The 24,225-nt window shown below is 35.0% G+C and carries 21 protein-coding genes and 1 tRNA gene; 13 read left to right on the top strand and 9 right to left on the bottom strand.

Features of this window, described 5'->3' with window-relative positions; all coding sequences use genetic code 11:
- Positions 1–19: 19 nt before the first annotated feature.
- On the bottom strand, positions 20–898 hold the full coding sequence (locus YQ22_RS19290) for a hypothetical protein (protein WP_232231271.1): 879 nt from the start codon (positions 896–898) through the stop codon (positions 20–22).
- Entirely contained in the window at positions 834–1,793 is a 960-nt protein-coding gene (locus tag YQ22_RS19285; RefSeq protein ID WP_232231269.1) for a sulfatase-like hydrolase/transferase, read from the bottom strand. Before YQ22_RS19285 ends, YQ22_RS19290 begins: the two co-directional genes overlap by 65 nt.
- A gap of 102 nt (positions 1,794–1,895) precedes the next feature.
- Between YQ22_RS19285 and YQ22_RS01520 the strand changes: the two genes are divergently transcribed.
- From YQ22_RS01520 to cls, 11 genes are all read left to right on the top strand, one after another.
- Complete coding sequence (locus tag YQ22_RS01520; RefSeq protein ID WP_071342457.1) at positions 1,896–2,633, top strand: M15 family metallopeptidase; 738 nt, start codon at positions 1,896–1,898, stop codon at positions 2,631–2,633.
- A complete protein-coding gene (locus YQ22_RS01515; RefSeq protein ID WP_071339799.1) occupies positions 2,623–3,552 on the top strand; it encodes an alpha/beta hydrolase in 930 nt (309 codons plus the stop codon). The genes YQ22_RS01520 and YQ22_RS01515 overlap by 11 nt, the downstream gene beginning before the upstream one ends.
- A 167-nt stretch (positions 3,553–3,719) precedes the next feature.
- Positions 3,720–3,793, top strand: a tRNA-Pro gene (locus tag YQ22_RS01510).
- A gap of 693 nt (positions 3,794–4,486) precedes the next feature.
- The gene (locus YQ22_RS01505; RefSeq protein WP_071339798.1) at positions 4,487–5,641 is read left to right on the top strand and encodes a glycoside hydrolase family 5 protein; all 1,155 of its coding nucleotides are present in this window, start codon (positions 4,487–4,489) and stop codon (positions 5,639–5,641) included.
- A 224-nt stretch (positions 5,642–5,865) separates the two neighbouring features.
- Positions 5,866–6,261 carry a hypothetical protein gene (locus YQ22_RS01500; RefSeq protein WP_232231266.1) on the top strand — a complete coding sequence of 132 codons (396 nt, stop codon included), beginning with the start codon at positions 5,866–5,868 and terminating at the stop codon, positions 6,259–6,261.
- A 93-nt stretch (positions 6,262–6,354) separates the two neighbouring features.
- A complete protein-coding gene (locus YQ22_RS01495) occupies positions 6,355–10,740 on the top strand; it encodes a CusA/CzcA family heavy metal efflux RND transporter (RefSeq protein WP_071339797.1) in 4,386 nt (1,461 codons plus the stop codon).
- Positions 10,741–10,745: 5 nt separating this feature from the next.
- Positions 10,746–11,933: an efflux RND transporter periplasmic adaptor subunit gene (locus YQ22_RS01490; protein WP_071339796.1), complete on the top strand. Its 1,188-nt coding sequence runs from the start codon at positions 10,746–10,748 to the stop codon at positions 11,931–11,933.
- A 9-nt stretch (positions 11,934–11,942) separates the two neighbouring features.
- Entirely contained in the window at positions 11,943–12,359 is a 417-nt protein-coding gene (locus YQ22_RS01485; protein WP_058105528.1) for a Fur family transcriptional regulator, read from the top strand.
- 34 nt (positions 12,360–12,393) lie between these two features.
- A complete protein-coding gene (locus tag YQ22_RS01480; protein ID WP_071342455.1) occupies positions 12,394–12,756 on the top strand; it encodes a DUF3703 domain-containing protein in 363 nt (120 codons plus the stop codon).
- A 13-nt stretch (positions 12,757–12,769) separates the two neighbouring features.
- Positions 12,770–14,782: a heavy metal translocating P-type ATPase gene (locus YQ22_RS01475; RefSeq protein WP_071339795.1), complete on the top strand. Its 2,013-nt coding sequence runs from the start codon at positions 12,770–12,772 to the stop codon at positions 14,780–14,782.
- 405 nt (positions 14,783–15,187) lie between these two features.
- Positions 15,188–16,597 carry a cardiolipin synthase gene (cls, locus tag YQ22_RS01470; protein WP_071339794.1) on the top strand — a complete coding sequence of 470 codons (1,410 nt, stop codon included), beginning with the start codon at positions 15,188–15,190 and terminating at the stop codon, positions 16,595–16,597.
- A gap of 11 nt (positions 16,598–16,608) precedes the next feature.
- Here cls and YQ22_RS01465 read toward each other — a convergent pair whose 3' ends face one another.
- The 4 genes from YQ22_RS01465 to YQ22_RS01450 form a co-directional block, all read right to left on the bottom strand.
- Positions 16,609–17,247, bottom strand: a complete 639-nt coding sequence (locus YQ22_RS01465; protein WP_058105531.1) for a hypothetical protein — start codon at positions 17,245–17,247, stop codon at positions 16,609–16,611.
- A gap of 314 nt (positions 17,248–17,561) precedes the next feature.
- Positions 17,562–18,401, bottom strand: coding sequence for a universal stress protein (locus YQ22_RS01460; RefSeq protein WP_071339793.1), 840 nt, complete (start codon positions 18,399–18,401; stop codon positions 17,562–17,564).
- Between the two features lie 64 nt (positions 18,402–18,465).
- Complete coding sequence (locus YQ22_RS01455; protein WP_071339792.1) at positions 18,466–19,314, bottom strand: universal stress protein; 849 nt, start codon at positions 19,312–19,314, stop codon at positions 18,466–18,468.
- 5 nt (positions 19,315–19,319) lie between these two features.
- On the bottom strand, positions 19,320–20,153 hold the full coding sequence (locus YQ22_RS01450) for a universal stress protein (RefSeq protein WP_071339791.1): 834 nt from the start codon (positions 20,151–20,153) through the stop codon (positions 19,320–19,322).
- A gap of 113 nt (positions 20,154–20,266) precedes the next feature.
- Between YQ22_RS01450 and YQ22_RS01445 the strand changes: the two genes are divergently transcribed.
- The gene (locus tag YQ22_RS01445) at positions 20,267–20,566 is read left to right on the top strand and encodes a thioredoxin family protein (RefSeq protein ID WP_071339790.1); all 300 of its coding nucleotides are present in this window, start codon (positions 20,267–20,269) and stop codon (positions 20,564–20,566) included.
- A gap of 27 nt (positions 20,567–20,593) precedes the next feature.
- Here YQ22_RS01445 and YQ22_RS01440 read toward each other — a convergent pair whose 3' ends face one another.
- From YQ22_RS01440 to YQ22_RS01430, 3 genes are read right to left on the bottom strand one after another with little or no spacing between them, the layout of a single operon-like run.
- A complete protein-coding gene (locus YQ22_RS01440; RefSeq protein WP_071339789.1) occupies positions 20,594–21,433 on the bottom strand; it encodes a universal stress protein in 840 nt (279 codons plus the stop codon).
- 23 nt (positions 21,434–21,456) lie between these two features.
- Complete coding sequence (locus tag YQ22_RS01435) at positions 21,457–22,302, bottom strand: universal stress protein (RefSeq protein WP_071339788.1); 846 nt, start codon at positions 22,300–22,302, stop codon at positions 21,457–21,459.
- Between the two features lie 16 nt (positions 22,303–22,318).
- Positions 22,319–23,164: a universal stress protein gene (locus tag YQ22_RS01430; RefSeq protein ID WP_071339787.1), complete on the bottom strand. Its 846-nt coding sequence runs from the start codon at positions 23,162–23,164 to the stop codon at positions 22,319–22,321.
- Between the two features lie 205 nt (positions 23,165–23,369).
- Between YQ22_RS01430 and YQ22_RS01425 the strand changes: the two genes are divergently transcribed.
- A complete protein-coding gene (locus tag YQ22_RS01425; RefSeq protein ID WP_071339786.1) occupies positions 23,370–24,131 on the top strand; it encodes an SDR family NAD(P)-dependent oxidoreductase in 762 nt (253 codons plus the stop codon).
- Positions 24,132–24,225: the final 94 nt, after the last annotated feature.

Genomic DNA, 24,225 nt, shown 5'->3' with positions numbered 1-24,225 from the left:
TAAATCTAATGTTTGAAGTTTAGTCCACTTTTTTAAACTGCAATAACCTGAAATCAGCTACTGCTTTATTTGGCATTTCCAGAGCTTTAAGAGTCAAAGTTCCTTTGCCTTTAGGTAATGTAATTATACCTAGATTCAAGGGTTTAAATTCCTTTACATAGGACTCCATTCTTAATACACGATCATGTTCCTTACCAACAAGAGGAGAATCAAAGGCTTCAGTTATTTTAGCCTTGATCTTACTATCACGAAAACTTAGCTCTACAACTGAACCCAAATCTTTTGACAGACATGTATAGTACATTTTAACTTGAAAGTTTCCTTCTTCCAATACATCAACGTTCCAAGTAATAGAGTCGTTTACAGAATTCCAATTGGTGAAAAAAGAATCATTTGGCCAGCGGTTGCTGCGCTCTATGGTACCATGGGCTTCACCATCTCTAGCTGGTAGTTGAGTATATATGGCTTTTGGATAACCTAAGGTAAAAGCGCGATCATCATTCTGTTTGGTGGTAGTTATGGTTTCGTTTTCCCACTTACGTTTAGCTTCTAGAAATTTGTTGGCCAGATTTGGGTTCTCATTGGATATATCATTTTTTTGCGCTCTGTCAACAGTAATATCATAAAGTCTATTTTCATTATCTAGTCTATATTTTTGACTTCTAACACTTGTTTTTCCGTTCCAATGGTTAAAAAGAAATCGATCCCTACTTTCAAATTTATTTCCCAATAGTAAAGCGCTTAAATCTTCACCATCTACAGGAAATTCTGTTGAATAAGGTATAGAAAGTAAACCACATAATGTAGGTAAGATATCAATACCACCGGCAATTTCATCGAGTTCCAGTCCTTTTTGGAATATGTTTGGTCCATTGAATATAAAAAGGGGTGCGAACACCACCTTCGTCAACACTTCCTTTTTTACCTTTCATGTTTCCGTTCCAACGGTAGGCGTTAGGACCGTTATCCGATAGGTAAATAATGATGGTGTTGTCTTCAAGATTCAGTTTTTTGATTTTATCGGTAATCCTTCCAACATTATAATCAATATTTTCTACCATGGCCAAAGCGGCCTTGGTAAACTGCAGGTCTTCATCATCATTTGCATCGGATAAGAAATTCAAAGACTTGTTTTTCATTTTGTTCCAAAATTCATCGGGCACTTGCATAGGGCTATGCGGTGTATTGTATGGTAGGTACAGAAAAAAGGGTTTTGCTTTGTTGTTTTCAATAAACTCCAATCCTTTATCGGTTAAATCATCCACCAAAAAACCGTTACCCTTTACTAACGCACCGTTATGTTCCAACATAGGACTAAAATAATTGCCCCAATGACCAGATGCAAAACCGTAATATTCATTAAACCCTTTGCTATTTGGGTGGTATGGCGGTTGCATGCCGTTATGCCATTTTCCAAAAGCAGCAGTATGGTAATCTGCTTTTTTCAGTATTTCGGCAATCGTAGTTTCGTTCATATTAATACGCTCACCACCAGAAGAAGTTTCGTAAACACCCGTACGGGTAAAATACCTGCCCGTTAATATTTCTGCTCTGGTAGGAGAACAAACGGGCTGCACATAAAAGTTATTGAATGTTGCCCCATTGGTCTTTAAAGCATCAATATTTGGTGTGCTTAGGTTGTTATTTCCGCTACTGCTTAAATCTCCCCAACCTTGATCGTCGGCTAAGAAAAGAATAATGTTCGGTTTTTTAACCTTTGGCTCGTTACGTGATGTCTTATCACAGGAAAGGTTCAAAATAATGATAAAAATTACAAGTAGATTCTTTCCCATAGATTGATTTTAATTGATGGACGGTCATTATACATTGAAACTATTTTAAAGATAAAGCACCTTTGTCAAAAATCTGTATCTTCAAACACAAATAATATAAACATGTTTAAGAATGGAGTTTTAGGTCTGTCTTTATTGGCATTACTTATGTTTATGGTAAGTTGTAAAGAAGAGAATAAGAAAGAAAATACAGCTGCCATTAAGGAAGAAATGGGGGATACCGTATTGGATACTATCGTAGAACCTAAGATACAAAAACCAGTATTCAAAAGTCTGGAGGGTGTAGCAGATACTACATTTGTGCGTTTAGCAGACTATAGCGATGGTTTTGCTTATGACCTACGTTACGCTACCAAAAATAATTTTTTAAAAGAAAAGGTGTATGATTGTGGCGAATGTTACACTAGGGCAAAAACGGTGAAGGCTTTGCTAAAGGCAAATGAGGAGTTTAAAAAACATGGTGTAAAAATAAAATTCTACGATTGCTACAGACCTAATTCCGTACAGTATAAAATGTGGAAAATAGTCCCTAATCCGCAATATGTAGCCAACCCGGTAAAAGGTTCTATACATAACAAAGGTGGGGCCGTAGATATAACATTGGTAACACTGGAAGGGGAAGAGGTTAAAATGCCAACGGATTTTGATTTTTTTGGAAAACGCGCCTACCATGATAATTTTGACTTGCCGCAAGAGATTTTGGATAATAGAAAGTTGCTAAAGGAAACCATGGAGAAATATGGTTTTTGGTCTACCCGAACGGAGTGGTGGCATTATAATTTACAAGGAGCTTCAAATGACCCAATAGCTAATTTTAAATGGGATTGTAATGAAATATAATAGCATAGTAATTAAAGTCACTTCACTACTGATCTCACTGCATTTAGTTGGTTGTACAACTATGGAACGGACTATTGATCTTTGGCCAAAAGATAACATTCCAAATCAAAAAGAAACTAATATAGAAGAAGTAAATGAACAGCGTGATATCTTAAGAATAAGTAAGGTTCAAAAACCAACATTAGAAGTATTCTTACCAGAGAAAGCTAATGCTAGTGGTAAAGCGGTGTTGATTTTTCCCGGTGGCGGATATGGTATTTTAGCCTATGATTGGGAAGGAACCGATGTAGCCCAGTTTTTAGCCGATAGAGGTATAGCCGGTATTGTAGTGAAATATAGATTGCCATCGGACGAAACACAAACAGATAAACATAATGTGCCCTTAATAGATGCCCAAAGAGCTATTAAAATGGTCAGAAGTAGGGCAGGAGAATGGGGTATTAATAAAAATGAAATAGGCATTATAGGTTTTTCGGCAGGTGGCCATTTGGCATCAACTCTAGGTACCAAGTACAATAACCGTGTTTATGAACCTATTGATGAAATAGATAAAGAAAGTGCAAGACCAGATTTCATGGTACTTATGTATCCTGTAATAACTATGGGTCAAGAAACCCATTTAGGATCCAGGAATAATCTGTTAGGAAAAGAGCCTTCTGAAAAAATGATACACGAATATTCCAGTCAATTTCATATCAATTCAGAAACACCACCAACATATTTGGTACATGCAATGGACGATGAAGTGGTACCTGTAGCCAACAGTGAATATTTTCATACGATGTTTAATGTAAAGGCTACTGCAAAGAGCGAATTGTATCTTTTTGAAAAAGGCGGACATGGTTTTGGACTGGCCCAAGATGATCCTATTTTAAGAAAATGGCCAATTGATCTAATAGATTGGATTAATAGTTTATAAACCGAATTACTTTTATATTTTTGCAAACTGATTTTCAATGATAGCAATTGTCATTGAAGTTACGGGATGTAGCCCTTCGACTACGCTCAGGATAAACTGCACTACAGTTCATCTTAAGTAGCTGAAAAACTATATGAATTCAGGAAGATATTCTTCCTTTAAATTTTCGGGATGTAGCGCAGTCCGGTAGCGCACTCGGCTGGGGGTCGAGTGGTCGCAGGTTCAAATCCTGTCATCCCGACTGAATAAGAAAATGAACTGTTTTGCAGTTCATTTTTTGTTTCCAAAAGCGTCATAAGCAAAGCTTATGAAAGCGGTTGGGAACAAAAAATGAAAAAGCGATAGCTTTTCTTTTGTTATTTGCAACGAGGGTTCATTAGGATTATCTAAATCCTTTATATCTATTTATGAAAGCGGTTGGGAACAAAAAATGAAAAAGCGATAGCTTTTCTTTTGTTATTTGCAACGAGGGTTCATTAGGATTATCTAAATCCTTTATATCTATTTATGAAAGCGGTTGGGAACAAAAAATGAAAAAGCGATAGCTTTTCTTTTGTTATTTGCAACGAGGGTTCATTAGGATTATCTAAATCCTTTATATCTATTTATGAAAGCGGTTGGGAACAAAAAATGAAAAAGCGATAGCTTTTCTTTTGTTATTTGCAACGAGGGTTCATAAGGATTATCTAAATCCTTTATATCTATTTATGAAAGCGGTTGGGAACAAAAAATGAAAAAGCGATAGCTTTTCTTTTGTTATTTGCAACAAGGTTTCATGCGGGTTATACAAATCCGTTGTGTTACATGGATTTTGATAATTGTGTATCTGGCGTGAATAGCATTTTATTTCCTAATTGCTTATATTCCATTTTATGTAAACGAATTATGTTTATGTAAAATCTATATCCATTTACTTCTAGAAAAGTAGCCATTAATGAAAAAATCTATCTTCTTTTTTATTGTTTTAAACATTACTTTTTTAATTGGGTGCTCTTCTTCAGAAAGTCAAGTCAAAGAAAGCTCAGCTGAAACTACAGATACCGTTGAAACACCCGAAGACAATATAGTACAAGAAGAATCCATCAACGGAATTATGCGAGATATATCGCCAAAAGAATTTGTGTTGGACATGGGTTCTGGTTGGAATTTAGGCAATACTTTAGATACTGAGGATGTAGACGTAACAGCGTGGGGAAATCCTTTGACCACACAGGCTATGATAGATGAGATCGCTGCAAAAGGATTTAAAACATTAAGATTACCGGTTACTTGGAGATTTCATACCGGTGCAGCACCAGATTATTTGATAGAGCCAGATTGGTTAAATAGCGTAGAAGAAATTGCAAATTTTGCTCTAGGTAATAATATGTACGTCATCATAAATATTCATCATGATGATGAGTGGATTGTGCCTACCTATGAGAATGCCCCTTCTGTAAAAGATAGGTTGATAAAAATATGGACACAGATAGCTAATAAATTCAAACCTTATGGAGATTATGTAATTCTTGAAACATTGAATGAGCCCCGTCATGAAGGATCTCCCGAAGAATGGGAAGGTGGTACCGCAGAAGGGCGAGATGTTGTCAACCAATATCATCAGGTAAGTGTAGATGCAATTAGAGCAACTGGAGGTAATAACGCTGTTCGAAAAATTATGGTTTCTACCTATGCAGCTGGAACCGGTGAAAATGTTCTAGAAGATTATGTAATACCCAATGATGATGAAAATATTATTGTATCTATTCATAGCTATTCTCCTTATTTATTCAGTCTTGCAGGAACTGATCCAACATGGGGTACAGCTGAAGATAAGGCGCAGTTAACCGAAGAATTTAATGTAATTCAAGCTAAGTTTGAAAGAGAAGGTAGGGCAGTGGTTATGGGTGAATGGGGGTCTACTTTTTCTAATAATGAGAGTGACCGTTTGGCTCATGCCGAATATTATGCAAACCTATGCGCAGAACGTGGTATTTGTCCCATTTGGTGGGATAATGGTAATGCCAGTGAATTTGGTATCTTCAATAGAAATACATTAGAATGGGTCTATCCGGAAATTGCAGATGTTATTGTTGATGCTACGAAGTGATATAAATAAAAAGTAATAGGGAAAATGCCCACAACAACATGCCAGTTTTTCTATAAGTGTGAAAATTATTAAGTATTGCTAAAGCCTAAGGAAGGGTATTGTTGTGCTTATTGTCCTTATGGAAAGGTTAAATGCCCGTCAATTCAGAAAAAGGAAAATGTCTGCGGATGATTCTTATGTTTGCACAACAGTTGCATTAATCAATTTGTAGTTTTGTAAAAATTATGAAAACACTTTTTTCTATATCTATGTCCTTTTTATTCCTTTTTCAAGGAATTAGCTTAGATATGGACTTTTGTGGACCAATCAAAGAAATTTCAAGCATTATATATCATTTTCAAGAGCATAAGATTTATGGAGACTCGTTCATTGAGTATGTAGTGGAAGATTATTTGAATAATGATGTGAAAAACGAAACGCATCATAATGATAAAGATAATGATGATATACCAGTGCACTCACATCATCAATGTTGTCATCCGTTAGTTCTATTTGTTGCAAATGAAAATATAGTTACAACAAATAGGTTAAAGTTTGAAGAAGTAAAACAATTTAGCTTATATAAAGTAAATTTCAATTCAAGATTTCTGGAATCGCTTTTCCAACCTCCCAGAATTTAATAAAAATCTGCAAATGCAGATAATAATATTTACAGCTGTATAATAAACTAGTATATAGCCACTTCCTTATTTTAAATTTAACAATACTTTTATATGCTTAATAAAATTATTAGGTACTCTATAACCCATAAATTGGTTATAGGGCTACTCACATTGGCATTAATAATTACAGGAATATATTCCTTAAATCAACTTCCTGTAGATGCTGTGCCAGATATTACCAATAATCAAGTCCAAGTTATTACCAATTCGCCAACCCTTGCCGCACAAGAGGTGGAACGCTTAATAACCTTCCCCATTGAAATTACCATGGCAACCATCCCACAGATTGATGAAATTCGTTCATTTTCTCGGTTCGGTTTGTCGGTTGTCACTATTGTTTTTGAAGAAGATGTTGATGTGTACTGGGCTCGGCAGCAGGTAAGTGAACGTCTTGCAGAAGCACAATCTCAAATACCCGAAGGCATAGGCAAACCGGGTATTGCACCTTTAACAACTGGTCTGGGTGAAATATACCAATATGTTGTCACTACAAAACCGGGTTATGAAGATAAATACGATGCCATTCAATTGCGTACCATCCAAGACTGGGTTATTAAAAGACAACTTTTAGGAACCAAAGGTGTTGCTGATGTAAGTAGTTTTGGTGGCTATTTAAAACAATATGAAATAGCCATTCGTCCAGAACGTTTGAATGCAATGCAGGTTTCTATTTCCGAAATTTTTTATGCCTTGGAAAATAACAATCAAAATACCGGAGGTGCCTACATCGAAAAAAATGATAAAGCGTTATTTATTAGAAGTGAAGGGTTGGTTGGTTCTGTTAGCGATATTGAAAATATTCTTATCAAACAAACAGAAAATGGAATCCCTATTCTGGTTAATGATGTTGCGAAAGTGCAAATAGGCTCTGCCATTCGATATGGTGCAACAACTCGTAATGGTGAAGGTGAAGTGGTAAGTGCCATTGTAATGATGTTGAAAGGAGCAAATTCTGCACAAGTCATAACTGATGTTAAAGATAAAATTGAAATTATAAGTAAAACCTTACCAGATGGTGTTGTTATTGAACCTTTTTTAGACAGGACGAAATTGGTGAATAGTGCTATTGGAACGGTGACCACAAACCTTGTTGAAGGTGCACTCATTGTAATTTTCATTTTGTTGCTGTTATTGGGGAATTGGCGCGCGGGATTGATAACGGCATCCGTTATACCATTGGCTTTATTATTTGCCTTTAGTATGATGCACCTTTTTGGTGTTTCGGCAAACCTAATGAGCCTTGGAGCCATAGATTTTGGGTTGATTGTAGATGGCGCTGTTATTATTGTAGAAGCCACTTTGTTCCATTTAGGGACTCTAAAACTTACGAGAAAGCTTACACAGAAAGAAATGGATGAAGAGGTCTACGAATCTGCCAGTAAAATTAGAAATTCGGCAGCTTTTGGAGAAATTATCATTCTTATTGTGTACTTGCCAATTTTAGCATTGGTTGGCACCGAAGGAAAAATGTTCGGCCCCATGGCGCAAACCGTAAGTTTTGCCATTTTGGGTGCTTTTATATTATCCTTGACCTACATTCCTATGGTATCTGCATTGGTGTTAAGTAAAAACACAGTACACAAAAAAAATATTTCTGATAGGATAATGGGTTTCTTATACCGTATTTACCAACCTATCCTAAAGGGGGCGATGCAAATTCGAATTATTGTTCTTGGAATTACTATTACACTTTTTGTTATTGCTTTTATGGTATTCAGGAGTTTGGGTGGTGAGTTTATACCAACGCTCGAAGAAGGCGATTTTGCGGTTGAAACCAGAGTCATGACCGGAAGTTCATTAAACAATACGATAAAGGCAACCACAAAGGCAGAAAAATTATTATTGGATAATTTTCCTGAAGTTTTACAAGTTGTTTCTAAAATTGGTTCGGGTGAAATTCCAACAGACCCCATGCCTGTTGAAGCGGCAGATTTAATGATTATTCTCAAAGACAAATTGGAATGGACATCAGCTTCAAACAGAGAAGCGTTGGCCAATAAAATGGCTGAAGCTTTAGAGGTGATTCCAGGCGTTACTTTCGGTTTTCAGCAACCCATACAAATGCGTTTTAATGAGTTGATGACGGGTGTACGTCAAGATGTAGCTGTTAAAATTTATGGAGAAGATTTAGACCAATTATCCTATTATGCCAACCAAATTGGTAAAATAGCTGGTACAGTAGATGGCGCAGTAGATGTCTACATTGAAGAAGTTACAGGCATACCACAAATAGTAATTGATTATGACCGAGCGCAACTGGCAAAATATGGTTTGGATATAAAATCTGTGAATAATACCATTCAAGCAGCGTTTGCTGGTGCATCATCTGGGTTGGTTTATGAAGGGGAAAAGCAATTTGATTTGGTTGTACGCTTGGAAGGCGACCAAAGAACTTCTCTTTCCAATGTCCAAAATTTATACATCAATGGTACTAAGGGGCAACAGATACCGTTGCAGCAAGTTGCGAAAGTTTCCATTATAGATGGTCCCTACCAAATACAACGTGATGATACTCGCAGAAGAATCATCACAGCATTTAATGTTCGAAATCGCGATGTTGAAAGTGTTGTAGATGAAATCAGTAAAAAAATCGAGAGCCAGATTAATTTTGCACCTGGTTATAGTGTGAGCTATGGTGGACAATTTGAAAATTTGGTTGAAGCAAGACAACGTTTGTCCATTGCTGTACCAATGGCGTTATTGCTTATTTTTATTTTGTTGTATTTCACTTTTGGTTCTATTAAGCAAGGTGTTCTTATTTTCACTGCTATTCCATTATCTGCTATTGGAGGTGTTTTTGCACTTTGGCTGCGTGGTTTACCATTTAGTATTTCGGCTGGAGTAGGGTTTATTGCCTTGTTTGGGGTGGCCGTATTGAACGGAATTGTTTTAATAGCGGAATTTAATCGTCTTAAAAAGGAAGGCGTTTCAGATATTTTTGAACGTATTTATCAAGGTGCAAAAACACGCTTACGCCCTGTGATAATGACAGCTGCTGTAGCATCTTTAGGGTTTTTGCCCATGGCAATTTCCCAGACTTCTGGAGCTGAAGTGCAACGTCCCTTGGCAACAGTAGTAATTGGGGGTTTAATTACGGCCACTTTTTTAACACTTATCGTATTGCCCATTCTCTATTATTATTCAGAAAAAACAATCAAACTGAATACTGATAAAACGGTGATTTCACTGCTTTTTATCTTTTTTGCAAGTGTGGTTTCTTTAAATGCGCAAACAACCCAAAATGTGAAAACGTTTGACAATCTTAATGCAGTTATTGAAATGACACTAAAGAACAACCCAAATATTAGAATATCCAAATTGCAAACACAGAAAGAGCAAGCCTTGAAAGGAGCGAGTTATGATATTCCAAAAACGGAGTTTGGTGTTGAATATGGTCAAACCAATAGTATAGCAGACAATGATACGCGTTTTAATATAAGTCAAACCTTTGCATTTCCAACGTTGTATGGGAATCAGAAAAAATTATCAAAAGCCAAAATAACATCGATTGAGCTTAATGAAGAGGTCGTGAAAAACGAATTGATAGCTCAAATAAAATCCGTCTATTATCAATTGTGGTACCTAAAAAATAAGCATAGCTTATTACAGCAACAAGATAGTATTTATGAAAAATTCCAGTATGCAGCAAATCTGCGTTTTAAAACAGGTGAAAGTAATGCCTTAGAACAAGCAACTGCCAATGCAGAAGTAGCAGATATAAAAATTGGTTTAAAAAATAACGTCTCTGAAATCAAAAACTACCAATTACGGTTGCAGAATTTGATGCAATCGGACAGTCTTATCGATATTAATGTTGGAAAATTAGAGATTGTTTCATCCTTGTTTTCAGAAGCATTAAATGATAGTTTATCTGTATCAAATAATCCTTTGGTCGCATTTTATGAATCAAAAGTGGAAGTTGCAGAAAGAGAACGTACAGTACAATCGGCAAGAATGCTACCTGATATTACCTTAGGTTATTTTAATCAATCCTTTATTGGAAATGGAGATACGGAAAATGGTATGCCAATGGTGTTTGATGCAGCAGACCGTTTTACGGGGGTGCAACTGGGGTTAAGTTTTCCTATATTTTTTAAATCGCACACCTCAAAGATTGAAGCTGCTAAAATCCAAAAAATGGAAAGCGAAACACAATTGGAAGCGGTTACAAATTATACTAAATCACAGTTAGAAGCAGCCTTGGAAACATTAAAGAAAGATCAAGGTAATTTAAGTTATTATCAACTTAATGCATTACCTCAAGCTGAGTTGTTATTGAAAAGCTCACAGCGAGGATTCCAAGAAGGAGCCATTGAATATATAGAATACATACAAGGAATTAACAGAGCTTTAGCTATACAAAGCAAGTATCTAGATTATATCAATCACTATAATCAAACATTGATAAACATTGAAAAACTGATAGTTAATAATTAAAAAACATGAAAAATATAATATATAAGATAATTCTGTGCAGTTCACTGATATTCACAATTGGATGTAAAGAAAAAACAGGGGTTGTTGAAAAAATCAATAAAGTTAAAAATGAGAATATCGTTGAGCTCACAGAAGCACAATTAGCACAAACTGAAGTTATAGTTGGTAAAGTTGAAAAACGAAAAATAGGTCACGAAATTTCAGTTAACGGTATGATAGACGTACCACCACAAGGGAATATTTCTGTAACTGTCCCTTATGGTGGGTTTTTAAAATATACTGAAATGCTTCCAGGAAGTAGAGTAAAAAAAGGACAAGTAATTGCGACCGTGGAAAACCCAGAATTCATTGATTTTCAAAGAAATTATTTAGAAGCATTAGCAAATGATGAATATTTCAAAGCGGATTTTGAACGCCAACAAACATTGAACGATGCCGAGGTGACATCCAACAAAATTTTTCAAAGAGCTAAGAGCAATTATATGACTAATAAGGCCAATGTTCAAGCTTTAGAAAGTAAGTTACGGTTAATAGGGATAAGCCCTTCGAGCGTAAAAGAAGGTAAGATTTCTTCAGTTATCAATGTATATTCTCCAATTAATGGTATTGTTCGAGATGTGTATATCAATACCGGAAAATATTTCAATCCACAAGATGTTTTGATGGATGTTACTGACGCATCTGATTTGCATGTAGAACTTAAAGTTTATGAAGATGATATACCGCTTATTAGAATTGGACAACGTATTCGGTTTAGATTGGCAAATACACCTAATGAATGGATGGAAGCCAAAGTGTTTCTAATAGGTAATAATGTACGTGATGATAGATCAATAACAATCCATGGTCATTTACAAGAAGTGAATGAGAACTTATTACCTGGCATGTTTATCAATGCAAATATTGAAGTGGAAGCTTTAGAGCAAAATACTGTTCCGGAAGAAGCCATTGTCAGGTACAACGGCAATCATTATATTTTTAAATCTTTAAGTAATCGAAAAGAAGGTAAACAATTAATGAATGATTTTGAGATGATTGAAATTAACAAAGGCAATGAAGAAGACGGTTTTGTAGCAATCACAATTGGGGATACAACCAAAGACATTTCCAAAATGAGCATTGTATTAAATGATGCTTTTACTCTTTTGGCAAAGGCAAAAAATGGAGAAGAAGAAGGTGGGCATGGACACTAATTATTTAATATGAAAACAATTATAAAACTATTAGAGTCAAAAGATATACGGGTAACGGCAATGCGCATATTAATTTATAAGTTCCTTGTAAATAAGGATGTTGCTGTAACGTTGAGTGATATGGAGTCTGCTTTTGTTAAGGCAGACCGGACAACTTTATATAGAACTCTAAAAAAATTCGAAGAAAATGGAATTGTTCATCAAATTGATGATGGTACTGGTATTACTAAATATGCTATTTGTGTAGTAGGCTGTAACTGTGATGTTGAAAAAGATTTACACTTACATTTTCACTGTAATGTTTGTAATAATACAATTTGTCTAACTGAACATAAAATACCACACATTAATTTACCAAGTGGTTTTAATGCGGAGAATGTAAATTTAGTTGTAAAAGGAATTTGCGATAAATGTAGTGGACAGTAATGTAATTTCTGAACATATTTTAATTAATAATATTATGAAATTTAATTATAAGATAACAAGGCATTTAAAAATAGCTTATGATAAAGAAATTAGTTTATATAAAGAATTTCTAGGTAATAAAGATTATGCAAATGCATGGCATCATTTAGAAAGAAGTCATATAATAGGTCAATCTTATCCAATAGAACATACCTATTCACATTGGTTAATGCTAAAGTTTGGATTAAAGCAAAGGAACAGTAAGGAAGTATTTGGTCAAATAATTAGATTATTTATTGGTGGTTGGAAATCATTTATTGATCATGTGCCGCTTGGCAATACAGGAGGTGCCAATATTCCACCATTAAAACGAATGAATATTCCCGAGGATATAAACAAGCTATTTCAGACAAAATGAAAAATAAGGATGCATGAAAAAAATAACTACGGAAACAACAGGGGAACATAATCACGAGAATCCTGATAATCATGATCACGAACATGACGGAATTTTAGGAAAGAACACTGAACTTTATTTTGCCATTTTAAGTGGAGTAACTTTAATAACTGGATTTCTAATAGAAAAGTTTTCTGAGCTTTCGGAGAGTGTTCCATTCGTACTCTATATTTTATCTTACATTTTTGGAGGATATTTTACCTTAAAAGAGGCCATTACTAAAATTGCCAAGGGCGAATTTGAAATTGATTTCCTTATGCTTGTCGCAGCCGCAGGAGCTGCCTATTTAGGTGAATGGGCAGAAGGTGCCCTGTTGCTGTTCCTTTTTAGTCTGGGTCACGCTTTGGAAAACTATGCTATGGGAAGGGCAAAAAAATCCATTGCGGCATTGACTGACCTGGCGCCTAAAACAGCATTGTTAAAGAAAGCTGGCGACACTGTTGAAGTGGGTATTGAGGAACTAAAGGTTGGTGATATTATCGTGGTACGGCCCAATAGCAAAATATCTGCCGATGGTGTTATTGTAAAAGGAAATAGTAGTGTAGACCAGTCACCAATTACAGGAGAAAGTGTTCCAGTAGATAAGTTACCCATTGAATATCCTGAGAAGGAGTACACCTCAAAAAGTGATATACCTGATGAAAACCGTGTGTTTTCAGGAACTATCAATGGTAATAATACGCTTGAATTAAAAGTAATTAAAGAAGCTAAAGACTCTACATTAAATCGTTTGGTTACAATGGTTCAAGAGGCTCAGGATCAAAAATCGCCCACACAATTATTGACTGATAAATTTGAGAGGTATTATGTGCCGGCAGTAATCATACTGGTAATAGCGCTCAACTTTGCTTTTTTGCTTATTGACGAAACTTGGAGTGAAAGTCTTTACCGTTCATTAGCAGTATTAGTAGCGGCAAGCCCTTGTGCTCTTGCAATTTCTACCCCTTCTGCTGTATTAAGTGGAGTAGCCAGAGCCGCGCGTGGCGGAGTTTTGATAAAGGGTGGCAGGCCATTGGAAGATTTAGGAGAACTTACCGCTTTAGCCTTTGATAAAACTGGAACCCTAACGGAAGGAAAACCAAAACTTACCGATATTGAAAGTTTTGGAAATATTGGACATAAAGAGTTGTTAGAAATAGCTGTTGCCGTAGAGGAATTGAGTGATCATCCTTTGGCGAAGGCTGTTGTAAGGGATGGATCGAAAAAGCTTGGTAAAGACATTAAGATACCGGATGCAGATGATTTGGAAGCCGTTCAAGGAAAGGGTATAAAAGCTAACTATCAAGGAAATACTATTTACATAGGCAATTTAGAACTTTTTGAAGATATTCATAATGGTGTTCCAAGCGAAGTTTCGGAAAAGGTAAGAAGACTTGAAGGGGAAGGAAAGACCACTATGCTAATAAAAAGAGATGATGAATTTATAGGTATGCTTGGGCTAATGGACACGCCTCGAGAAAAAGCCAAGGAAACCCTTGCTCAGTTAAAGGAAATTGGTATTAAAAAAATGATAATGCTAACCGGTGATAATCAGAAAGTGGCAGATGCCGTAGCTAGGGAAATTGGGTTAACAGAAGCGCTTGGAAGTCTACTTCCAGAAGAAAAAGTAGAGGCCATCAAAAAACTTGCACAGCAAGAAAATAAACTCGCAATGATTGGTGACGGCGTTAATGATGCTCCAGCCATGGCTAACAGTACTGTTGGTATTGCCATGGGTGCAGCAGGTAGTGATGTAGCTTTAGAAACGGCAGATATTGCCTTAATGGCAGATAAGTTAGAAACACTTCCTTTTGCAATAGGTTTGAGTAGAAAAGCAAAGTCGGTTATTAAGCAAAATTTATGGGTTAGTTTGGGGGTGGTAGCACTGTTAATCCCTGCAACTATAATGAGTTGGGCTAATATTGGCATTGCCGTGGCTATCCATGAGGGCTCTACGCTAATTGTAGTTATCAATGCGTTAAGGTTATTGGGCTACAAAAATAGATAATATGTTAAGCTCTCAGGATACATCTAATTGTCGTCAATAACTGCATTTGTATTCTGAAATTATAAATAAAGAATATAATAGAATTATTTGTATAATTTAAAAAGGAACTTTGTTATTTGGCTTTCCTGCTGTACATTCCAATTTCCATATAGCTTCATATGTGAAATTTTAGGAGTTTTATCAGAATGAGGTATCGTATTATATTATCTCCTTGTGTATAATCCACAATAACTTTTGAGGGGTCATACAAGTTATATTGATCATATTCAATTATATAGCAATGGACAAAAAAGAAAAGCGAGAAATTGTTAGACTAATATTTATCATATTTTCTTTGAAAATTGAATCTTATTTTGCGCATTAATAGCAGTCTGGGATTTGATGGTTAGTAAAATGGCATAAACGATGTGGACTTCAATATTTATAGGTATTTACGTAGTTGTGGCATTTTCTATTGTGCTGTCAATTTTACTTTACGGGGCAAAACCAACAAAAAGTTTGGCGTGGCTGCTTGCAATATTTGCTATACCCATTGGTGGAATTTTCCTTTACCTCTTGTTGGGCAGAAACAGAAGAAGATATAAACTTATTGAACTGGAAAAAGACCTTTTTAACAAACAACCTAAACCTAGTCATCAGCATGTGAATGAATTCAATGGTAGGTATAAAAAATTGATGGCGCTAAATTATAGGAATTCACATTTTCCACCTACTACGGGTAATGACCTAACTATTTTAAAAGACGGTAAAACAACCTTTGAGACTATTTTTCATGCTTTGGAATGCGCCACCAAACGAATTCATATTCAATATTACATATTTGAAGAAGGTGATCTAGCATCTAGGTTGTTAGAATTGTTCGAGAAAAAAATAGCTGAAGGTGTTGTAATAAGGTTAATATATGATGGCATTGGTAGTTTCTCATTGAGTAAGAAATATCTAAAAGAATTAATTAAAATAGGGGTAGAAGTTTATTCTTTTCTACCTTTTAAGTTCGATAGATATTTTTATTCCCTAAACTTTAGAAACCACAGAAAAATTATAGTAATCGATGGTGAAATTGCATTTACAGGAGGAATAAATATATCTGATAAATACCTTAAAGGGCAGGTTGGTTTGGGTAAGTGGCATGATATGCATTTAAAACTTATTGGTGCTGCTGCAACGCAATTGGACCAAGTATTTATGACAGATTGGTATTTGGTCAGTACACAATTGTTAGAGTCTATACCAATAAAGCAGAACGATTCTATTGAGTTTATAACTAATGAATTGGTACAAATTGTTGCCGGTGGTCCAGATGATGATTTTCCGGCATTGGAGCAAACCTATTTTACCATTATTAATATGGCTAAAGAATATGTGTATATTACCAACCCCTATATAATACCGGGTCAGGCATTGATACGAGCTTTGCAGACCACGGCTTTAAGTGGGGTAGATGTTAGGCTACTGGTATCTGAGAATGCAGACAATAAAGTAGTAAGTTGGTCTGTACATTCTTATTTTGAACTTTTCTTGAAAGCTGGTATAAAAATATATTTATTTCCAGATGGTTTTTTACATAGTAAAATAATGGTAAGTGATGATGCGGTTTCATCTATTGGAACGGCAAATTTAGATGACCGTAGTTTTGAACAGAATTATGAGGTCAATGCTATTATGTACCACAAACATATGGCCAAACTTTTAAAAGATGATTTTTTACAAGATTGTAGTATCAGTAATGAATTGATTTACGAAGAATACTTAAAAAGAAAGTGGACCAAGAAATTACAGGAAGGGATAGGCAGGGTACTTAGTCCGTTGTTCTAATATATTAGTATTTATTCTATTTGGGAAGTAAAGACCAAATCCTGGTCTTCCATAGCTATAATAACCATTTTTACATAGTCTTTTATTGCCTTTTCAATATTATCGGGTTCTGTTATTTCAATAATTCCACGCCAAATCATGGCTCTTTCTTTTCCTTCGCAGATACAATATAAGGTAGTCTCTGCATGGTAAACAGTAAATTTTTCATAGTAGTTGTCATCGTAATAAATACCTTGATGTTCTAAGTAATCGTCATTGAACCTAGATTGGTGGTCATCCCATCTAGAAATAGATTTTACAAAGCTTTCACGATTTTCAGAGCCTGTGATTTTGGTCAATAGAATAGCATCAAAATCCTTATCGAGTAAGCTTTGTTCTACATTGTCCAATTCGGTTTCGGTTTTACGAGAATCTGTAAGTGATAAGTCGAAAATATCAATACTTCGCCATGCCTCAACCCCTCTTTCAGAAAATTCATGCTGTAGTTTGGTTTCAAAGCTTTCCCTGTTATTTTTATCTTGTGCCATGCCAACTATAAGTACTTTATTGGCATTGAAAAGTACAATATCCGGATTTTTCCAATTTTCTACTAAACTGATAGATGAGCAGCCCATCAACATTAAAGAGAACAAAACCATAAACTTTTTCATGACAGAGTATGTTTTATTTCTGTCGAAGATACTTTATATTCAAGGTTGTAAAAATGACCATTGTCAGTTCATTTTTGTAGTACAGCAGCTTATAAGACTGTTTTATAGAAATAGGTCAATACTTTCTTCTAGTTTTGGATTATGAGAGTTCCATCGTTGGCATTTCTAAATCTTACAACAAATATTTTTGAATAAAAAACCGCCAATGAAAAGAATTCTTTGACGGTTTGGTTTTAGACATTAACCAACTAAAAATGTCTAAAATGCTTATATGATTTTCATTTCTTGGTAAGTGTATATACCAAAGAAACGTATTAGTGTAATGCTAAAATGGGTACATCGCTGTCGTAACCAATTTCTTTAATCAATGGTTTAGAAAAGACACTACCAAAAAAGAAATGTTTTCGGTTAATGAAAGAGATCATATCACTTTCTCTACTTTCAACAAAAAGCTGTATACCCTTGCCCAAATTCTTCTCTTTTAAGGTATGAAATTGGTGTTTAGTCTCACTTAAAATAGATGATAATAATTGTTTATTGCTTAATTGGGTTTCTGTAAGTTCTTTATTGTTTTCTAAATGCAATACGATAATTTCGGTATTGTGCATATTAGCCAATTCTATAAGGTATTTAAACTCTGATCGTTTATAGACATCTTTAAAATCCGTTGGAAAAACAATCTCTTTAGGCGACATGAAAGAAACATGCTCAGGTATAGCCAGTACAGGGCATTCTCTAATTTTCTCCATGGCCATAACGGTATTACTGCCAAATAGGACACCTTTAGAGCCTGAAGCCCCTTTGGTTCCCATTGCCACCAAATCAATATCTTTCTCTTTTATGTTTTGCTTAATGGCTTCTGACAGAAAGTTCGCAGTAGATTCTGTAAAATAATTGTGTTTAAAGTTCTCTTCATGTAAGCTAAGGGTGTTGATCAGTTTATCAAATTTCTTTTCTGATTCCTGTTTTGCTAGTAGGTATTCTGCACTTCCTTCTTCAGGTATATTTAGACTATTGGTCGTATATTTTTCAAAACTGAACACGTTTAGAAAATAAAAGTCACAATTAAGTTTTGCATACAGATCAATGGTGTACCTAATGGCATTAAGGGCATTTTTAGAAAAATCCGTAGGTATTAAAATACGCTTGTTCATTATGGAATGATTTAGATGGTTCAATAAATATATGCGCTAACCATTTGATTTACTATGATATATGTCAGTCCTGTACAGGTAGTATCAAAAACGGAACTGTAGCATAGATACTTAAATCCATTATTACAGGTTCATGTAAAAAACGTTCAAAAAACCTTCTACGGTGATAAGACATTGCCAGCATATTTATTTCTCTTTCAACTATAAAATCTTGAATAACATTGGCTTTGTCTGCGTAGTTCCAGATTTCATCATAACTATGTGGTATGTGAAGCAAACAAATCTCCAATAATTTCTTATTGGAGATTTGTTTTGGAGACATTATTTCTTCTTCATTGATATGAAGAACCGCTACCGAGGCGTCTGCAATGGCTGCAATGTTCAATAACATAGATAGCGTGCTTTTGGTACATCCTTTTTTATAATCGGTCACAAAGGCAATTTCCTTTATAGGTTTAAATGAAATTTCTTTGGGTATTGCCAAGATTGGGCACTGTGTAATGGTATTCGCGATCTGTATGGTATTACTGCCCATAAACAGTTCCTTGGCTCCTGTTTTTCCTTTATTGCCTAAAACAATTAGGTCAATTTTGTAATCCACCAATGTTTTTGAAATTAAAGTAGACAGGCTTCCTTTGCGTGAAATGGTTTTGAATAAATGCTTATCGTTAGCTGTGTCCAAAACAATTTTATGAACGGTTTTAGTTAGATTTTCATTAGAGTTGGCTTCAAGCTTTTTTAAAACTTTCTGACCTGTAAATAATGTATTTTTGGCACTGACCACAATGTCATCATATGCATTGATCAGGTAGAAAGTACATTGGTTTTCGGCGAAAATCTGTGTTGCATAAAAAAGGGCATTATACGCTTCATTGGAGAAATCCGTTGCAACAAGTATATTTTTAATTTTCATAGCTTTTATTGTGGAATTACCAAGAATGGAACGGTTACATGAAAGCCTATTTTCTTAATGACAGGCTCAATGAACAAACGCTCAAAAAAGGTGTGTTTGTTCTGTATCATTACCAATAAATTTATTTTTTGTTTGATCTGAAATTCATTGATGGCAGCTATAACTTCATTACTGGGTACTTCATGAAAAAAGCCACTTTCGGATAACACCTTGGCAAGTTGTTCTTTATTTTTTTCTTGTATCGTATTTAATTCATCGCCTGTGTAAACATGTATAACATTTACCTGAGAGATATGAGAATGAGTAATTTTTAGTAGTTGTTCCAAACTGTTCTTGTCTAGCCATACCTCAAAATCATTTGGGAACAGTATCTGTTCTGGAGCTTCATATTCAAAGCCCGAAGGGATGACCAAAACTGGGCATTTTGCATTTTTAATGACATGTACGGTATTGGTCCCCAATAATATTTCCTTAGCTCCAGAAGCACCTTGCGTACCCATGACTATGATATCTATTTTTTCTGCCTCTACGGTTCTAGTGATTTCGCTAGAAAGTACATTTAGGGCAGAATGGGTGATAAAAGTGTGAAGGGGATTATTAAATTCCTTTTCTAGTGTATTTTTTAGTGCTTCAAGATTATCCTGTGAGTTCTGTTGCACAATATCTCCAAGACCAATTTGCGCCGGACTCCCCATTAAATATTCTGTATGATATACCGGCGGCATGTAACTGTTCAATAGGAAAAATGTGCATTTAAGATCTTTGTATAATGTTAGGGCATACCGTATAGCGGTCAATGCGTTTTCGGAAAAATCTGTAGGTAGTAAAATACGTGTCATAATACTATAATTTAATAGAATAAAGTTACCTTCATTAGTTAGATCATAGTATGATATTCGTCAGTATTGAAAAGTATTTAATTGGTTATTATATAGTATAAAAGTAGTGTGTAATGAGAAAGCTTTTTAAAAAGACCATAGCCTCGGAAAATCCCACATTGGTGTACTTTTTTGCATCTTGGTGTGTGCCCTGTAAACTTATGAGGTCAACAGTGGAGAAAATAGTAGAAGAAGGGGCAACAGCGATCAATAGTCTTGAAATAGACGTAGAGCTAGAAAAGGCAATTGTAAAAAAATATAAAATTAAGGGTGTACCTACCTTGGTATTGTTCAAGAACGGTTTACCCATGTGGAGGCATACAGGTGTTATGCCCATTGAGGATATAAGATTGGCAATAAATGAACATCGTTAAAGTACTTTTGCTATAAAACCTTCTTTGTTACTCATGTATAACCAGAAATGGTGCTTTGGTGTGGTAGCTAATTTTTTCAACTGTTGGTCTAAAAAGAATTCGTTCTAGAAAATTAAGATTTTTTGCCACCATGATTACCATATCAAGATTTCTGCTCTCGGTAAAACATTGTACTGATTCGTCTATGCTTTTTCCTGTGATATTATGATAGGTACAAACATTATCCTTAAAATAATCTAATATGAAATTTTTGACCTTAGTTTGATTTTGGCTCAACGCTTCATTTGTGCCAGAAATATAAAGTAAGCGTAAGGCAGATCTTTTTAAAAGAATTATATCTTTTATCGTTTCCAAGACTTTGATATCATAAGCGATATTTAAGTCTGAGGGGAAACCAATTTCCTGAATATTTTCATAACATGCATTTTCAGGTACAGCCATTACATTACAGGGAACTTTGGTAATAACATTACCGGTGTTACTACCTATGGATACTGATTTAAGTCCCGTGGCACCTTTTGTGCCCATAATTATTAAATCGATTTTGTTATTGATCACCAAAGTCTTTAGTTCATTAATGAGAAAACCATATATAGCCTGAACTTTAAAATTATGTTTTGCATTTAATGGAAGTTTTTCAATTCTCTTTAATAGATGCTGTAGTTTTTCTTTAGGCTCTGCAAGTATGGTTTCTTCTAAAATATCTGGTGAAACATATAATGCAGCTTCTCCACTAGAATTGGTATTTATAGCGTTGATGTGCACAATATGAAAGGTACATTGCGTTTTTTTGAAGAATGTAATTCCGTATAAAAGAGCGTTCCAGGCATTATCGGAGAAATCGGTAGGGATTAATATGTTTTTCATGGTGACCGTTTAATTTTGACTAATTAGTATTGGGGCAAAAACAAAACCGGAATTTTAGAATGAAATGCAATTTTGTTGACAACCGGTTCTCCTATAACTTTCTCCCAAAATGAATGTTGATGTCTAATTAAGCTAAGAATAGTGGCATTATTGTTACCTACATATTCATCAATACTTGTAGATATGTTTATGACGAACGGTATGTTACTGAATTTATATTTTTGACCGGTGAGTCTTTCTCTAAGCACATCTTTATGTAATTCTTGATTGTCGTTTAAATTAAACTCCAAAGCAACATGTACAATTTCAATAGAAGCTTTCCATATTTTAGAAAGTTCTAGAATAGGCTCTAATACACTTTTCTTATAAGGTGAACTATAATCCGTAGCAAAGATTACTTGGTTCAAGTTTTGAAAATTATGTCCGGTAGGTACTGTTAGAATAGGAATGTTCTTGATATGCTTTAAGACTTTTACGGTGTTGCTTCCCAAGAAAACCTCTTTGGCACCGGTAGCACCTTGTGTACCCATTATTAAAAAATCTATATCATTTTTATGGATAACGTTCTCAACCGCGGTTTCTAGGTTTCCCGGTTTTGACAAGGTCGTAAATTGATGTTTTGGGTTTTTATGGTTTGTTTTTAAATAGGATAGTACTTCTTCTAATTCTTGAGCCGAGTATTTTGAAAGAGAATCATATATTGCTCCAAGTCGTTGCTGACTTTTAGCACCCATAAGATTTAAAGGGGTAGGCTCATAAGCATGAAGTAAATAGAAGTGGCATTCGACTTCTGCATATGTTTTCAATGCGGTAAAAATGGCGTTCCATGCATTATCAGAGAAATCCGTAGTAATCAATAAATTTTTCATGGCTATAGAAGATTAGTTATCGAGAAAGATTTTGCATGACCAAAAACGGAATGGTTGGTGAAAGACCAATTTCATCAATAGTAGATTTATACAGCATATCTTCCAGAAAGGAGTGTCTTGAATTTACCATGACCAAAAAGTCCATTTTATGATCGGTAATATAAGTTGAGATGGCTTTGGCTCTATTTTCTACACCTTTGGTCACAAATGATAACCTGGCGTGAGGTAATGATTCTTCCAAGAATTTTTTATTGTCCAACTGCCTATGGCTTAAATCAACAAAATCAGAAATATATAAACTATGAACTTCAGCCTTAAATTCTCCCGCTAAAATATCCAGTAGCTTCAATTCTCTTCGTTTGTACGGTATCATGTAGTTACTGGGGAAAAGTATTTTTTTAGGTTGGCTATAATCATATTGGTCAGGGACTGCCAAAACAGGGCATTTTACATATTTAAAAACTTGTACGGTATTGCTGCCAAAAGTTATTTTAGAGCTGGCGGTTTTACCTTTGGTACCCATTATGATAAGATCAATATTTTTTAGATCGGCAAAGTTGTTCAAGGCATCTACCAAAGATTCAAAAGCGGGTACTGCTTCATATTTATGTAAAGGGTTATGCGTTTTAGTTTGGGTTTCGGTAACAAGTTTGTTCAGTTTATCCTCAGAATCATCAACAATAATCTTCTTCTGTTTCTCAAATGTTTCTGCATCTACCTTATGATAAGGTCCGTAAACTTCATCGGCATACGCATGTAAAAAGTAAAAATTTGCGCGTTCGCATTTAAACACATTCAATGCATACGAGATGGCGTGATCGGCATTGTTAGAGAAGTCAGTGGGTATGAGAATATTTTTCATGGCTTACCTTTTATTGATGATTTAAAAGTAAAGGAGTGCATAAAAAAATCCTATGATAAATATCATGAGCCAAATATGATATACAAGTAATTTAAAAGAAAAAAACTAGCACTTGTTGATGACTGATATTCGTCATATTATATTCTTGTTCAACAAATTACATTTATAGAAGAATGGTAACTCAATAACCATAAAATATGTAAAGATGAGCAGATTAAAAGATAAAGTAGCGGTAATAACAGGAGGTACGGGTGGTATTGGTATGGCATCGGCAAAATTATTCTTGGCACAAGGTGTGAAAGTAGTTTTGGTAGATAATAATGAAGAAGCCATAATTGAAGCACGTACTAAACTCCATAATAAAAATGTGTCTTACTTTAAAGCGGATGTTTCTAAGAAAGAAGATACTATTCAGTATTTGAACCATGCTTTGGAGACCTTTGGTAAAATTGATGTTTTCTTTGCAAATGCTGGCATAGAAGGCATTTCAAGGCCTATTGTAGAATATCCGGAAGATGTGTTTGATAAGGTAGTTGCGGTAAACCTAAAAGGTGTTTGGCTGGGGTGTCAATACATAATTCCTAAAATGGAAAAAGGTGGTAGTGTTATCATTACATCATCTGTTGCAGGTTTAAAAGGATTTGCGGGTTTGGGCGCATATGTAGCTGCAAAGCATGCCGTAGTAGGTATAATGCGCGTTGCGGCTGCGGAAAATGCATCTAAAACTATAAGGGTAAATACTATTCATCCAGGTCCTGTAGATAATGAAATGATGCGAAGAATAGAAAGTGATATGTCTCCTGATAGCCCAAATGCTGTTAAAGATGGTTTTACGTCTACAGTACCTTTTGGTCGTTATGCCACCTCAATAGAAGTAGCTGAACTTGCATTGTTTCTAGCATCGGATGAAAGTAAATATATAACAGGTTGTACCCACCTTATTGATGGGGGTTTGTTGAACGCCTAAGTATCAGTTCATCGTAATTTTTGTAAAACTTGATAGTATAAATGATCACATTTAAACTGTCAAGTTTTATTTTTGAAAACAGTACCTTAGAATT

This window comes from Maribacter sp. 1_2014MBL_MicDiv (assembly GCF_001865655.1).
Lineage (GTDB): Bacteria > Bacteroidota > Bacteroidia > Flavobacteriales > Flavobacteriaceae > Maribacter > Maribacter dokdonensis.
This window is presented reverse-complemented; position numbering and strand designations above follow the sequence as displayed.